This window comes from Methylobacter sp. (assembly GCF_004322395.1).
Taxonomy (GTDB): Bacteria; Pseudomonadota; Gammaproteobacteria; order Methylococcales; family Methylomonadaceae; genus Methylobacter_A.
In genome coordinates this window covers 65,551-81,154 of sequence record NZ_SCTW01000073.1, presented here as the reverse complement: position 1 = coordinate 81,154, position 15,604 = coordinate 65,551, and the positions used below count along the sequence as shown (strand labels likewise).

The 15,604-nt window shown below is 46.9% G+C and carries 11 protein-coding genes; 6 read left to right on the top strand and 5 right to left on the bottom strand.

The annotated features are described in order from the left end of the window. The coding region (locus EPO18_RS11095) for a M17 family peptidase N-terminal domain-containing protein (protein WP_292433430.1) at positions 1-592 on the bottom strand (592 nt) is incomplete at its 3' end. 363 nt (positions 593-955) lie between these two features. On the opposite strand from EPO18_RS11095, the gene lptF reads away from it, so the two are divergent. Genes lptF through EPO18_RS11080 form a run of 3 tightly spaced genes read left to right on the top strand, consistent with a single transcriptional unit; the run spans position 956 to position 3,654 of the window. Then, positions 956-2,026: an LPS export ABC transporter permease LptF gene (gene lptF, locus EPO18_RS11090; protein ID WP_292433433.1), complete on the top strand. Its 1,071-nt coding sequence runs from the start codon at positions 956-958 to the stop codon at positions 2,024-2,026. Beyond that, the gene (gene lptG, locus EPO18_RS11085) at positions 2,023-3,093 is read left to right on the top strand and encodes an LPS export ABC transporter permease LptG (RefSeq protein ID WP_292433429.1); all 1,071 of its coding nucleotides are present in this window, start codon (positions 2,023-2,025) and stop codon (positions 3,091-3,093) included. The genes lptF and lptG overlap by 4 nt, the downstream gene beginning before the upstream one ends. 33 nt (positions 3,094-3,126) lie before the next feature. Further along, a complete protein-coding gene (locus tag EPO18_RS11080) occupies positions 3,127-3,654 on the top strand; it encodes a gamma carbonic anhydrase family protein (RefSeq protein WP_292433428.1) in 528 nt (175 codons plus the stop codon). Positions 3,655-3,823: 169 nt separating this feature from the next. Here the strand turns inward: EPO18_RS11080 and aroE are convergent, their stop codons facing one another. The 3 genes from aroE to hemB are packed head-to-tail and all read right to left on the bottom strand — an operon-like array spanning position 3,824 to position 6,247. Next, on the bottom strand, positions 3,824-4,657 hold the full coding sequence (gene aroE / locus EPO18_RS11075) for a shikimate dehydrogenase (RefSeq protein WP_292433427.1): 834 nt from the start codon (positions 4,655-4,657) through the stop codon (positions 3,824-3,826). Further along, complete coding sequence (locus EPO18_RS11070) at positions 4,654-5,187, bottom strand: hypothetical protein (RefSeq protein ID WP_292433426.1); 534 nt, start codon at positions 5,185-5,187, stop codon at positions 4,654-4,656. Before EPO18_RS11070 ends, aroE begins: the two co-directional genes overlap by 4 nt. A gap of 55 nt (positions 5,188-5,242) precedes the next feature. Continuing rightward, positions 5,243-6,247 (bottom strand): porphobilinogen synthase, encoded by a 1,005-nt coding sequence (gene hemB / locus EPO18_RS11065; protein WP_292433425.1) that lies wholly within the window; start codon positions 6,245-6,247, stop codon positions 5,243-5,245. A 157-nt stretch (positions 6,248-6,404) separates the two neighbouring features. Between hemB and EPO18_RS11060 the strand changes: the two genes are divergently transcribed. Together EPO18_RS11060 and cmoB are read left to right on the top strand one after the other, a co-directional pair. Next, positions 6,405-7,049 (top strand): MlaC/ttg2D family ABC transporter substrate-binding protein, encoded by a 645-nt coding sequence (locus EPO18_RS11060; protein ID WP_292433424.1) that lies wholly within the window; start codon positions 6,405-6,407, stop codon positions 7,047-7,049. A gap of 247 nt (positions 7,050-7,296) precedes the next feature. Further along, positions 7,297-8,268 carry a tRNA 5-methoxyuridine(34)/uridine 5-oxyacetic acid(34) synthase CmoB gene (gene cmoB, locus EPO18_RS11055; RefSeq protein ID WP_472850893.1) on the top strand — a complete coding sequence of 324 codons (972 nt, stop codon included), beginning with the start codon at positions 7,297-7,299 and terminating at the stop codon, positions 8,266-8,268. A 233-nt stretch (positions 8,269-8,501) separates the two neighbouring features. Here the strand turns inward: cmoB and EPO18_RS11050 are convergent, their stop codons facing one another. Then, positions 8,502-11,546, bottom strand: a complete 3,045-nt coding sequence (locus tag EPO18_RS11050) for a PAS domain S-box protein (protein WP_292433422.1) — start codon at positions 11,544-11,546, stop codon at positions 8,502-8,504. Positions 11,547-12,321: 775 nt separating this feature from the next. Between EPO18_RS11050 and putA the strand changes: the two genes are divergently transcribed. Continuing rightward, the gene (putA, locus tag EPO18_RS11045; protein ID WP_292433421.1) at positions 12,322-15,525 is read left to right on the top strand and encodes a bifunctional proline dehydrogenase/L-glutamate gamma-semialdehyde dehydrogenase PutA; all 3,204 of its coding nucleotides are present in this window, start codon (positions 12,322-12,324) and stop codon (positions 15,523-15,525) included. Positions 15,526-15,604 lie beyond the last annotated feature (79 nt).

Here is a 15,604-nt window from a genome sequence, read left to right as displayed (position 1 = left end):
GTGTGCAGATGTTACCCGGTAAATCGCCAAGATATTTGGTTAAATTGATACCTTCGGCAATCGCTTTGCCTTGCAATAATCCGGAATGTGCCAAAGTGCGTTCAGCTTCCGTGGCGGTAATGGAGATTTTTTGAATCTTGCTTTCTGTTTCTTTGTCGGATTTTGTTTGGGTAAATTGATACACAGCATCGTTAAAAACTTCAATAATTTGCTGAGATTTCCATTGCCAGTCGCGGTCTGCAACATCGCATTCCGCCAAGCAACAGACAACCGATTTTATTTGAGGTTTTTTCAGGCTGTTAATGGCTGCAATCAAAGCTTTTTTATAGTTCTTGCCGGATAAAGGCTTATTTTCTCCCAATCCGACCAGCAAAATGCGCTCAATCTTGCCACTTGGAATCGCGTTTATTAATACGATTTCGCCATTTTTTCCGCTCAGGTCGCCGCGGCTGACGATTTTGCTAATGAGCCCTTGTGTGAGGTTATTAAGAGCAATGGCTGACGGACTGAATTGTTGGTCTTGATAAACACCGACAATAATGCAATCACATTGCAGTTCTTCTAGGGATGCGGTTTCTATTGAATAATCCATAAGTTAACTCGTTTATTTGTGGAGTAGAGCGTCATCTTGAACCGAGCGTAAATTTAAGTTGCCCTGAATCTGTCAAAGGGAGCGGCTCAAGATGGGGCGTTTAGCTGTGATTATACAACACAAATATTGCTTTTGATTGGGGAGACTCGGTTGATAATCACTAAAATTAGAATTGTCGCAATAAGGCACTTCCAATAACCTGTTTCTTATAAAATGGTTCATAATTTACCAACTCAAGGTAAAATTTAAACTTTGTGCTTTATACAACATACACTCGTTTTTGATTGGGAGACACGTTTGGAAACAAACTGGGCTAAAGGCTATAAAACCGGAAAGCGTAAGATAATTAATGTCTTGGATAAAATGATCGCCTTGGATTTGTTAAGGACGCTGTTGGCAGTTTGGTCGGTAATCGTAGTCATTATCGTCAGCCGGCAGTTTATCAGGATTCTTGATAAGGCTATCGAAGGGCAAGTATCTAACCAAACTTTGATGACTGTCCTGGGATTGAAAACGATTATCGCCAGTGCGACCTTTTTGCCCGCAGCCTTGTTTATGGCAGTACTGATGGTCTTGGGCAGAATGTACAGGGATCAGGAAATGTCGGCGGTGGCTTCGGCAGGCGGCGGCTCGGGAACGGTTTATCGAGCCATATTCCTGCTGGTTTTTCCTTTAAGTGTATTAGCAGCCGGCTTGTCGTTCTATGTCTCGCCCTGGGCTGAAGCCATGATGGAACAGCTTATGCATCAGGATAAGGAGTCTGCCGATCTCAGAGGCGTTGCCGCCGGAAAATTTAGCGAATACAGTCAAGGTGACTTGGTTTTTTATGTAGAAAAGATTGATGACGATAAAAAAATGTATCAAGTTTTTGTACAGCACAGGCAGGGGAATCGCTTGGCAATTATTAACGCCGAAGTGGGGAGAATGAAAGATTTGCCTGATGGACGCTATGTCATTTTGGAGAATGGTGAGCGCATACAAGGACAGCCGGGAACTGTAAATTATGTGCTTGAACAGTTTGATGAATATGCAGTGAGATTGGATACCAAAGAGTCAGCCACTGATTTTGGCAAACAATCGGTTTCCAGCGATAAATTATTGAATTCCGGTCAAATAACCGATATTGCCGAATTGCAGCGTCGGTTTTCCGTTCCCGTGGGGATAATGTTGCTTTGCTTTATTGCCGTACCTTTGGCTCAGATGTCGCCTCGAGGCGGTGTTTACGGGAATATGCTGATTGGCTTTTTAATCTATTTTAGCTATGGAAATCTTATCCGAGTCAGCCAGAGCTGGGTAATGAATCAAACTATTCCTGCCTGGCTGGGAGTTTTTGGCGTGAATACTCTGTTGCTGCTAATAGGCGGAATTTTGTTGGCGCGATTATACGGATGGCAATGGCTGGCTATGCAATTTAGGGAAAAGGTGCATAAGTGAATGTATTAACGGGCTATATAGTCAGGGAAATATTAAAGGGATCTTTTGTTGCTGTTGTATTGTTACTGACCTTATTTAACTTGTTCACCTTTAGCGACGAGTTGAAGGATTTGGGTAAAGGAAGTTACGATCTACAAGATATTTTTTATTATCTTGCGCTGACTTCGCCTACCGTTTTTTATGAATTGATGCCGGCATCGGCTCTATTAGGAAGCCTGTTTATATTAGGGGCGATGGGTAATAACCGCGAACTTATTGCCATGCGGGCGGCGGGCTTGTCCGTTTTAGGGATTATCAGGGCAGTTATGGTGGCTGGCGCCATTTTAGTCGCTATTTCAATATTAGTCGGCGAATTTATTGCGCCGGTAGCCGAGCGGACGGCGCGAGTGATTAAAGTCACCGCCCAGAATGAGCAGGTTGTCATGAATGTCAAATATGGACTCTGGCTGCGCGAAGGCAAAAAATTTATTAATGTCCGGAAAATACAAGATGACGGAAGTTTGGCGGACATCAATATTTATGAATTGGATGATCAGCGCCGTTTGCGCTATTCGACCCATGCAGAGAAAGCAAGCTTTCAAGGTGATCAGCAATGGAAATTAGAGCAAATCAGGCGATCGGACATTTCGCTTCAGCAAATGGCGGCAAGCAGTCAACCCGAACAGATGTGGCAATCAACCGTTGCCCCGGATTTATTGGAAATTGTTGTGGTCAACCCGAATAATTTATCTATGTATGATCTGGCGATGTATATCGATTTCTTAAAGGATAACCATCAAAAGTCGCACGATTTTGAACTGGCTTTCTGGGGGCGCGTGGTCAATCCTTTGGTTGTTTTTGTTATGTTGCTGGTGTCCGCGCCTTTTGTTATTGGTGTTAAACGCGGTGTAAATGTAGGAGCCAGAATGATGATAGGTGTGGTCATCGGCATGAGCTTTAATATTATCGATAAAATCGTCGGACATATTGGATTGATTTATGATCTTAATCCACCGTTAATGGCGTTTATGCCCAGTTTGACTGTATTAGTCCTGGCGCTGTTTGCGTTGAATCGGGTGCAAGCGTAATTAATCATTCAATGCACAAGCGGGAGAGCTAGAGTGGCAATTAAAAAATTTAACGATAAACAGCCAAAAATCGGCAAGTCGGTTTTTATAGATGACAGCGCTGTGGTTATTGGCGACGTTACGTTGGGCGATGATGTTTCCATATGGCCCACGACAGTGCTCAGAGGCGATGTAGAAAGCATCGTTATTGGTGCCGGCACCAATGTTCAGGATGGTTCTGTATTGCATGTAACTCACGCCGGAAAGTATACGGATCAAGGCTATCCGTTAATTATAGGCAAAGGCGTTACTATAGGGCATAGAGCGGTAGTGCATGCCTGCACTGTGGGCGATTATTGTTTGATAGGGATAGGCGCGATTATTATGGATGGCGCCGTCCTTGAAGACTATGTGATGCTTGGAGCCGGTGCGCTGGTTTCTCCGGGGAAAAAACTGGAAAGCGGCCATCTTTATGTGGGAGTGCCTGCCAGACAGGTCAGATCTTTAAAAGAGTCCGAAAAAGAGTTTTTGGAATATTCGTCTCAGCAGTATATTCAGTTGAAAGATGAGTATTTGAAATAGTACGCGGATGATGCTGATCTTTATGATGAGGGAGGCGAAAGACAAAGGGCTAAGGGCAAAAAAAGCTTGCATGTAGATTTAAGAAGTCGTCAAAATTTTTCGCCTTTCGCCTTTCGCCTTTCGCCTTTCGCCTTTCGCCTTTCGCCTTTCGCCTTTCGCCTTTCGCCTTTCAATGCCGCCGCTCTAAATTCAACAATTCAATAACAGGCCGAGTTTTGGGCCGAACACCTCGCCAGATAAAAAAAGCTTCCGCCGCCTGCTCGACCAGCATACCCAGTCCATCCAGGCTTTTTGTCGCATGATTCTCCAGCCCCCAGCGCACAAAAGCAGTCGGTTCGTTGCCGTAGGCGAGGTCGTAACAGTTGCCTCCTGCCGCCAGTAAACCGGTCGGTAGCGGCGGCAATTGCCCGCTTAAACTGGCTGATGTCGCGTTTAAAATCAAATCGAATTGCCTGTTTTTTAAAGCATCATAGCCGCAACCTGTGATAGAACCCTTGCTGTGAAATTCAGCAGCCAGCTTGGCGGCCTTGTCCTCGGTGCGGTTTGCGATAACCAGGGTTTGCGGGGATTGTTCCAGAATCGGCGCTATGATGCCCCGGCTGGCGCCACCGGCGCCCAGAATTAATATGCGAATGTTCGATAAGGCGATGGCATGGTTGTCGATTAAGTCGGTTACCAAGCCAATGCCGTCGGTGTTATCGCCTAATATAGAACCGTCCGCTTGAAGTGCGAGCGTGTTGACAGCCTTGCTCAGTTGGGCTCGTTCTGTTTTACGGTCAGCATAGCCCCAAGCAATCTCTTTTAGAGGTACAGTACAATTTAAGCCTTTGCCGCCTTCGGCAAAAAACATTGTAACGGCTGTTTGGAACTGTTCGGCAGGCACTTCCAGTGCGCTATATTCAAGCAGTTGTCCGGTTTGTTCGGCAAAAAGCCGATGAATGCGCGGCGATTTGCTGTGTTTGATAGGGTGCCCAAGCACGGCATAGCGGTCAATTAAACTCATATTTGTGCTTTTCTTTCCATCCATAATTCCCATGCAATGGTCACCGCAACAATCAAAACGGCGATGCCCAATTCTATCCACAGAAAATGCGGTGTATATACCGACACAACAGCGGCAACGCCCAGGAACAGACCAACCAGACTAAAGCGCCAGCCTACGCGCAGGCCGTCCAGTATGGTTGAAAGCGATAAAATCAGCAGAATAATCAGCCCGGCATCTTCTTCGGCAATCCGCCCTGACTGATGTATTAAAAACGCCCCGCCAACAACCAATAATGATGTGGCCCAGTGCATGGATTGTTCACGGAGTATTATCTTGAAATCATCGGCACGATGCTTGGATTGTATCCAGCCGATAATCATTGCAAACAGGCCGAACAGGAGCATCATAATAAGCCAGTAACCATAGCCGTCGGCGGGGGAAAAATCCATGATTCCGATACCGACTAGCGAGAGGATCAGCAATAAAACTAAAATAGCTTCCTCGATGTGAAATCTTCTTTTTTCGGCGATTAGAATATCTTCTGACATAAAACAGGCCCCCACTTCAGTTTGTTGGATTAAGGATTATTTAAAATGTCCGCATTTAATCTTGCAGCCACTGGGCTACGGATTTGGCGTAATAGGTCAAGATTGCATCGCAACCGGCACGCTTGAAAGCCAGCATGGACTCGAGCACGACTTGTTTTTCATCCAGCCAGCCGTTCATCGAGGCGGCTTTGAGCATCGCATATTCGCCGCTGACCTGATAGGCAAACGTCGGTACGCCATATTGATCTTTTACCCGGCGAATGATGTCCAGATAGGGCATGCCGGGTTTGACCATGACCATGTCCGCACCTTCCTGTAAATCCAGCTGTATTTCGCGCATGGCTTCATCGGAATTGGCTGGGTCCATTTGATAACTGTATTTGTTGCCTTTGCCCAGCATTCCGGCGGAACCGACCGCATCCCGAAACGGTCCGTAAAAGCTGGAGGCATATTTGGCAGAATAAGCGAGTATCAGTGTATTAGTGTGGTTTTGGGCTTCCAGCGCTTGTCTTATTGCGCCGATACGGCCATCCATCATATCCGACGGCGCGATAATATCGGCTCCGGCTTCGGCATGGGACAGCGCCTGCCGGGTTAACACCTCAATGGTTTCATCATTAATCACATAACCATCGGAATTGACCAGCCCATCCTGTCCGTGGATAGTGAAAGGGTCCAGTGCGACATCGGTAATAATACCTAAATCGGGGATAGCTTTTTTTAAAGCTCTTACACTACGCTGAGCCAAGCCGTCAGGATTATAGGCTTCGGTGGCGTGTTCCGATTTTTTATCGGCGGGCGTTACTGGAAACAGCGCGATGGCCGGGATACCCAATTCATGAAGCCGATGCGCTTCTTCAAGCAGTAAATCCAACGAGAGCCTTTCCACTCCGGGCATGGATGAGATAGTTTGCCGTTGGTTAGAGCCTTCAGTGACAAACATCGGGTAAATCAGATCATCGACAGACAGGCGGTTTTCGCGCATTAAACGACGGGAAAAATCGTTATAACGCATTCTTCTCATGCGTGTTTGAGGAAAATTGATGTTATTATATGCCATCTTATCCTTAGCTCTAAGGGTTTGGGAAGTATCAAAGGTTCTGTCCTAAGTCATCAAATTTAAGACTTAGGTTTTATGCGGTTTATTGTATCAGGGAAATTAGCACACTGATATTTGAAGATAAAACGCATATACGGGTTTAATTTTAGAGGGTTTTATGAAAACTAAACAAGTCACAATATTTGGTTTAATCGCTGTATTACTTGGTTTAATGACTGTTACTAAGGTAATCGCAGCTGATTTATTGCCTCCGCAACAGGCCATACAAACAGCTTCAGCGCAGTTGCAGCAAAGACTGCAAGATAAGTCGTTTACCAAAGATTTTGCGAAGATTACACAATTTGTTAACGAAGTCATTTATCCGCACACCGATTTTGACAGAATTTCGGAGTTAGTCTTAGGGAAAATCTGGAAAACAGCCACTAATGATGAGAAGGAGCGTTTTAAACACGAATTTCAAACATTGTTAGTAAGAACCTATTCCCGTGCCTTTGTAGAGTTTAATGATTGGTCGGTTCGTTTCCTCCCTCTTGAGATGGGCAGCGATGATAAAAAAGTTATTGTAAAAACCGAAGTTTTACAGCCCGGCATACAGCCTATCGGCGTTAATTACCGGATGCTGTTGAGTGACGGAGAATGGAAAGCTTACGATATTATGATTGAAGGTGTTAGCTTGGTAACCAACTATCGCAGCACTTTTACCAATGAAGTTCAAACCAAAGGTTCATTGAATGCGGTGATTGAAGGGCTGGTGAAGCGTAATGCCGAAGCATTGGCCTCAAAACATGAAGCAAATTCCTGATGCATTGAGAACACACGATACACGAAGTCTATTCGTATGGGCGGCCAAAACCGGGGCCGCCTTGCTCCTCCCTTCATTGCGCTGCCTTGCGCAGTTTTGTTTGTTAAATCATGACTTCCCCGAAAGACTCCATTTATGCCAGTCCCGTTGGTGAAATCAGCGCTTTTAAATTCGACGAAATAGTAGCTAGCGTTTTCCCGAACATGATTCAACATTTCAACTTTCCCTCAATCGTTGCCCTGAAATGATTGATTATCAACCTTTATATGAAGCGCTGATCGATGCAAAGGCCGATGCTTGGGCAAAGCTGCTGCCGCAGCAACTTGAGCATGGCTTTGACCAAACCAAACACGGCAATTTAGCGGGCTGGCAGGCTCTGGTCGATAGCGTGCCAGTATTGCCTACCGCACAACATAATCTGGATTCAGATACAGTGCAAATAGGCAGCTTGGATCATCTTGGCGAGAAAACAAAAGAACAGCTTGAAAAAAAGTTAAAAGCGCTGCATCCCTGGCGCAAAGGCCCTTATAACTTATTCGGCATCAACATAGACACCGAATGGCGTTCAGACTGGAAGTGGAACAGGTTAAAAGAGCATATCGCACCGCTTGAGCATCGGCTGGTGTTGGATGTAGGTTGCGGTAACGGCTATCACTGCTGGCGTATGCTCGGTGCTGGCGCAAAAACAGTGATAGGCATCGATCCGATGCTGCTCAATGTGATGCAGTTTCAGCTGGTTAAAAAACTATATGGCGAAGCGCCGGTTTATGTCTTGCCGTTGGGCATAGAAGACCTGCCTTATGGTTTGAAAGCGTTCGACACGGTATTTTCGATGGGTGTCCTTTACCATCGCCGTTCGCCTATCGATCATCTGTTGGAATTAAGAGACTGCCTGCAACCCGGCGGCGAATTGGTATTGGAAACCCTGATTATTGACGGAGGCCTGGGGCAAGTATTATTGCCGGAAGACCGTTACGCTAGAATGCGCAACGTCTGGTTCCTGCCCAGCTGCGACACCCTTATCAGCTGGTTAAAACGTTGCGGCTTTAAAAATATCCGCCTGGTTGATGTCACTGTAACCAGCGTTGAAGAACAGCGAACTACCGAATGGATGACTTTCCATTCGTTGAAAGATTTTTTGGATGCAGATAATCCGCAACTGACTTGCGAAGGTTTGCCGGCTCCGAAACGCGCTATCGTAATTGCAAATTCAGCTTAAATACCGATGTTACGCACGGACATAATAGATAAATCGCAGTCCACGAAAGGCACGAAAAAAATTGAGTATAGAGAAGCATGTGTATGCAATAAGCAAAGCGAAATTCTGATGATTAGCAAAAAACCTTGGCTAGCATCGTAAGTCGAGAAATATACAGGTCGACATTTTTTCGTGTCTTTCGTGCTTTTCGTGGACACTGCGGAACATCAGTTATTTGACTCGCGCTCAGTATATTAAGGCTCATCAGGTTTTCTCTGTGTTGGCAGGGTGAAATAAAAAGAAGCGCCTTTCCCAGGTTGGCTATTGAAATGCAAAGCACCTTCATGGGCTTCGATAATTGAGCGACTGATGGATAGTCCCATGCCCATTCCGTTTGCCTTGGTAGTGTAAAAAGGCGTCAATATCTGTTGTTGTTGGCCTTCATCAAGTCCCTGTCCATTGTCCTTTACCATGACCAGAATGTTATTGTCGGAAGTTAATTGACTATGGATATTGATCTGAGGTTGCTGTTTTGCGGGTTTGTTTTGTAAGGTCTCAATGCTGTTTCGGATCAGGTTCATGATGACCTGTTCGATTTGTATCTGATCAACATAAATAGGCGGCAGATTTTTTTCCAATTCAAATGTCAGTTTTATACTGTTTTGTTTAAGATCAGCCATACACAGGCCGACAGCCTCATGAATCAATACGTTAATGTCAGCGGTTGAGCGATGCTTTGCATGGGATTTGACAAACTCTCTCATCCGATGAATTATCCGTCCCGCCCTTAAAGCCTGTTGCTGTGTTTTGGATAAGATCTCGGTAAGTTGTACCAGATCAGGATTTTCAGTATTGATAAGGTTTAAACTGACTTGCGTATAGCTGGAAATGGCAGCCAGGGGTTGGTTGACTTCATGAGCAATACCGGAAGCCATCTCCCCCATCAGCCCAAGGCGGGTGACATGGGCTAGTTCATCCAGATGTTCCTTGTCTTGCTGTTCCCGGTGTTTGCGCAAACTCACATCGCGCACAATGCTGGTAAAATAATGCGTATCGTTGATTGAATACTCTGCTACGGACAGATCCAGAGGCACCACAGAACCGTCTTTGCGAAGGCCTTCAATTTCACCGATTTGACCGGCAAGTTTTTCTGTCTGGGATAAACTGCAACATGACGGCATGATTGCGCAAATACTGTAACCAATCAGCTCTTCCGGCTTATAGCCGAAAATAGTTTCTACTGCGGCATTAGCGGATACGATGATATCGTCCTTGCCATAAGTAATAATGCCTTCCACCGATGCATTAAAAATGGCGTTAAGCTTGGCTTCAATTTGTTTGCGCCGAGTAATATCGTACAGTATCACCAAATGCTCACCCGCAAAACCGGGTTGAATCGCCGCAGCGCTAACTAACGCAGTTTTAATGCTGTTGTTCTTACAACGAATAGTTAGCTCTAAAGGCGGAAAGTCGGTATGTTCCTGCTTGGCTTTTTCCAGTGACGCTTGCCAGGTTGTTTCGACCCGGTGACGATAGTCAGGATCAGGGTAGGCTTTTGGAAACCAATCTGCCAAGGTGGGAATGTCATTTATATTGTAACCGAAGGTTTGTATAAACGCCGGATTCAGGAAAGTGATATTCGACTGTTCATCATTCAACGCCATCGGCACGGGAGAAGCGTCAATAATCGAGCGGAATTTTGTTTCACTGGCTTTTAGCTCTTCTTCCATGAGTTTACGCTCGGTGATGTTTTCATGGCTGATCACAACCCCGTGACGTGAACCCTGCAAAGGCGATACATTCATGTGGAACCAGCGTTGCTGGTTAGGCAAATGGCAAGAATACTCTAAATGAAATGTTTCCAACTCGCCTGCCAGAACCGCTGCAATACCTTCTTTGGCAGCGGTTGCCTCATAGTCTTTGTTGCAGGCATCCAGATAATTAGTTCCCAGCATATTTTGATAGGATTGCGGTAAACCGTTTTCTTTGGCAAACCGCCGCCATGCGTTGTTGATTTCAACGATGATACCCTGTGCGTCCAACACGGCAATATTCGAAGTCAGCGAGTTAAGGATACTGAGATTAAAGGCGTCGCTGTCGCGCAGTTTTTTCTCCATCTGCTTGCGCTCGGTGATATCCAACGCCACGCCGTGGAGTCCGATAATGGCTTCATTGCTGTCCCGTATTGCTTCCCCGCGCGCTAATATCCATCCGTGCGTTCCGTTTGTCCTGATAATCTCAAGCTCCAGTTCGTAGGATCTTCCTGTCTCTTGTGTATGGGCCAGGATGGCATTCAATCGCTTCCAGCTCTCAGAAGTGAACAACCGATGGTATTCAGTGCAATCCGGCGGTTGCAATTCGGGATTCATGCCCAAAATGCGGTAAAGTTCCTCCGACCAAACGACATGATTAGTTGTTAGGTCCAACTGCCAGCTGCCCACATGGGCGATCCGTTGCGCTTCTTGCAGCGCCGCCTGACTTTGTCGTAGCGCCTCTTCCGCTTTTTTACGTACAGAAATATCTTTATGCGTGCCGATCATACGCAAGGGCTTGCCGTCTTCGCTACGGCTGACCACCATGCCTCGGCTTAAAACCCATTTGTAACTCTCGTCTTTGCAGCGCAAGCGATATTCAACGACATAAATTGCCGTTTTTCCATTCAGGTATGCTTGTGCCGCTTCTGTAACGAGCGGCTGATCATCGGGATGAATAAGATTTATCCATTCTTGGAGATTAGGCAGGATATCGTTCTCGGCATATCCCAGCATTTCTTTCCAGCGGTTGGAATACATAGTTTCATTAGTCTGCATATCCCAGTCCCATACGCCGTCGCCGGAACCGTGAACGGCGAATTTCCAGCGATATTCGTTTTCCCGTAATGCATCTTCTACTGTTTTTCTTTTTTGTATCTCAGCTTGCAGTTGTGCAACACTGGGTAAGGACAAGGCGCCGGGAATGACCCATAGCATCATTACGGCGGTGATGACAGAAACAATCGCTGTAAGGGCTTTAACCAAGCCGTCCAGCCAATATAATGGCGTCCAGATCGTGATAGCCGAAAGTAAATGCGTGGTGCCGCAGGCGACAATAAACCCGGCAAACATGATAGTCAGCCACGGATAGGGAAAATCTTTACGCTGCCGGATAAAGTAGACGAGAATCAGCGGAATAGAATAATAGGCGAGAGTGGTCAGCAGGTCTGAAATGACATGTAGCCAAAGCAATGCCGGCTTCCATGACAGGCAATAACCGTGCGGAGTGAACTCGTTAATATCAAAAAAATCAATAAGTGGCTGCATTTGTCGGATGTAGGAAAAAGGTGAAACTTGCGCCATTTTTAGTAGAGTTTAAAGCGGACTTCATCCCATGTTCCGCTATAAAAATAGAGGTCCAAACCATGTTCGAATCCAATGCTTCACTGATTCGGTCACTTTATTAGCTCCGGATTTGCAGCAGGGCTTATGGTTGCTTGTATACAAGATCCAATATAGACATGCTGAAACCCAACATTGCCGCCCTCCTTGCTACGTGTGAATATTATTCGAAAAAATATAGGGCTGGGTGAGCGTATTTTTGCTTATACGCATCAATTGGAGACATAAAGCCACGAAGAATACGAAGATCGCGAATGACTGATCGGACAGCTATTGGCTCCTCGATGTATCGCTATGCTCCTGAACCCAATGCAATTATTAACAAAAGCCAAGATAAATTTTGTGATCTAAGTGGTTTATTTAAGCTTAAAAATTCGGGCGGTGTTTTTGTATAAGTAATTGTAGGATAAGGAATTCAATGTTTTCAATCAATACGTATCATTACTTATCGGGTGACCTCGTTATTCTTGATTTTCCAAATTCTTACAGACTCCATGGGAACACCCACTCTTGTTCGTATAGCGCCTAAACAGCGCTTTCACGCGGCGTGTAGGAATAAGGGAGCGGGTGTAAAAGAGATTGACTTGCACATCTACTATGGAACAATGAAGCCATCGATCGGACTATTTTTTTGATCCAATTTCCGGTTTCAAAGATTACCTATTAAGAAACTGGAGATTCTTGCCAATGGGGTTAGCCTATGACTCAAAAATCTTTAGCCGAATTACGGAAAATAATAAACCAGGCCTATTTGGCTGATGAAAAACACCTTATCAGCGAATTGTTATATTGCGTATGGGCACGGTTTGCGCTTTTTAGAAAGCCATCTCATCGGCCTTTCAATGAAAGAAGGGGAGGGCAGCAACTGCATTTTGCGCCGTTGTTGAATATATCCGCATTAAACGGTTACGATCCGGCTTCGATAAGCGAATGCGCCAGAACACTGGCTATCGCAGTCAGAGAAAGAAAACATCACCAATCCGTGATTGAAGCATTCCTTGAGGAATATCAGCTTGCTTCTCATGAAGGCATTGTTTTAATGGGAATTGCTGAAGCTTTGCTGCGTATTCCCGATAGCTCCACGCAAGACTTGTTTTTACAGGAAAAGCTCGCCGGCGTGGACTGGCAAAGCCATCTGCAACATAGCGATTCTCCATTGGTCAATTTAGCTACAAGAGCACTATTATTTGCCGGAGACTTTGAAGCCCATTATGAGTCTCCGGGGTTCGAACAGCTGCTGTCCCGGATGGGTGCGCCGTTAATACGCGCTGCAGTAAAGCAGGCCATGCAGCATTTGGCGTTGCAGTTTGTTTTTGCGGAGTCTATACAGCAAGCCGTTCAGCGTAGCGAGCAGGACCCGTTGTTCCGCTATTCTTTCGATATGCTGGGAGAGGCGGCGCTGACGCAGGCCGATGCAGAGCGTTATTTCGAAATATACCGTTCGGCTATTAATGCACTGGTTGGGCATGCGGTATCGGCCGATATTTACGCTAATCCGGGCATATCGGTTAAATTATCCGCTTTATGTCCCCGCTATGAGCCGTTACAGCATGTTCGCGCCGTCAAAGAGTTGAGCGATAAACTGCTGGTGCTGGCGCAGGCAGCCCGCGCGGCCAATATTACGTTGACTGTCGATGCGGAAGAATCCGAACGCCTGGACATGTCTTTGGATGTCTTTGCCGCCGTTTTTAATCGTCCCGATTTAGACGATTGGCCGGGGCTGGGTTTCGCGGTGCAGGCCTATCAAAAAAGAGCGTTGCCGGTCATTCGCTGGCTGGCTAAATTAGCCGAAGGCCGGCGCCGGAAAATTCCGTTGCGGCTGGTCAAAGGCGCTTACTGGGACAGCGAAATAAAACGGGCGCAGGAAAATGGCCTTTCCGATTACCCTGTGTTTACCCGCAAGTCGGCGACCGATGTATCTTATCTGGCGTGTGCGCAGTTTATACTGTCCAAGCCGGATGCACTTTATCCGCAGTTCGCCAGCCATAATGCGCATACCGTCGCGGCTATTCATCAACTCGGGCAGCAGCATCCTGGCTATGAATTCCAGCGTTTACACGGCATGGGTGAGAGCCTTTACCGGGAAATCATCGAAGTTCAAAACTGGCAGACGCCTTGCCGCGTTTATGCGCCGGTCGGCGCTTATCATGAGTTACTGCCTTATCTGGTCAGGCGCCTGCTGGAAAACGGCGCCAATACCTCTTTTATTAATCAAATCAGCCGTCAGGATATTAGCGTCGACGAACTGATTAGCGACCCGGTAGCGGCGGTAAGAGTATCGATCAATCAACCGCTGATCGTATTGCCCCGCAATTTATTCGGCGAGCAGCGGGTTAATTCATCTGGGTTAAATTTAGCCGATCCTGAGCAACTGGAATCATTGCAGCAAAATCTGGATGCGTTGGCTGACAAACAGTGGACGGCAACGCCGTTGATAAACGGCAGTTCCCGCTCCGGTAAGGAACGGCTTATAGTCAATCCTTATGATAATCGCTTGACTGTCGGCTCAGTCATTTTTGCAGAACCGGCGGTTATTGGCGAGGCGTTAAGCGAGGCGTCCCAAGCATTCGCCGATTGGCGGCTTTCCCCTGTTGCAAAACGTGCCGAGTATTTGAAGCAGGCTGCCGATCTTTTGGAATTAAATCGGGTGGAACTGGTCTCTTTGTGCGTACGAGAAGGCGGTCGCACGATTAAAGACGCGTTGGCGGAAGTCAGGGAAGCAGTCGATTTTTGCCGCTATTATGCCCAATCCGCGCTGGACTTGTTCGGCCGACCCATCAGTCTGCCCGGTCCTACCGGAGAGGAAAACTGGCTTTATCATTACGGCCGCGGCGTTTATGTCTGCATCAGTCCGTGGAATTTCCCGATCGCCATTTTTATCGGCCAGATAGCTGCGGCGCTTGCCGCCGGTAATACAGTCATCGCCAAACCGGCCAGTCAGACCGTATTAATCGCGATGCGCTGCATTCAGTTACTGCATCAGGCCGGCATTCCCGAATCGGTGTTGCAGTTTTTGCCGATCAGCGGCAGCTTGCTTGGAGAGCATTTACTTCCCGATCCCAGAGTTGCCGGTGTTGTTTTCACCGGTTCCACAAAGACAGCGCAGTTTATTAACCTGCAATTAGCTCAACATCGCCAGGATATTGTGCCGCTGATTGCAGAAACCGGCGGACAGAATGTGATGATCGCCGACAGCTCGGCATTGCTTGAACAACTGGTACAGGATGCTATCGTCTCGGCTTTCAACAGTGCCGGTCAGCGTTGTTCGGCTCTACGGACTTTGTTCGTGCAAGAGGAAATTGCCGATAAAACCATCGCCATGCTGATCGGCGCAATGCAGGAATTAACTGTCGGCAATCCCGGCCTTTATCAAACCGACATAGGCCCGATTATCGATCATGCCGCACTGCCTCCATTGACTGCGCATTTGGAAGCCATGAAGGGAGAAGCGCAGCTGCTTTACCAACTGCCGCTGCCGGACGGTTTGGAGCAGGGCAGTTTTTTCCCGCCCAGTCTGATAGAGATACAGTCGCTAGCGCAACTGACCAATGAGGTGTTCGGGCCGGTATTGCACTTGATCCGTTACCGTGAGCCGGAACTTGATCAGGTCATTGCCGCGGTCAATGCGACCGGCTACGGCTTGACACTAGGCATACATACCAGAATAGACGCTACCTTTAATGCAATCCGGCAGGGCGTAAAAGTCGGCAATATCTATGTCAACCGGAATATGATCGGCGCAGTGGTCGGTGTGCAGCCGTTTGGCGGCACGGGGTTGTCCGGCACCGGCCCCAAAGCGGGTGGACCTGATTATCTGCGCCGTTTTGCGATTGAACAAACAGTCACAACAAATACCGCTGCGTTAGGCGGCAATATCGGTTTGCTGGCTCAGGATTTACGCTAATTTAGTAACTGATGCTACGCACAGGCGGTATTTCTCCCGTATGCCGCGCCGAGTACCGGAGCTTTCGTCGGGAATAGCC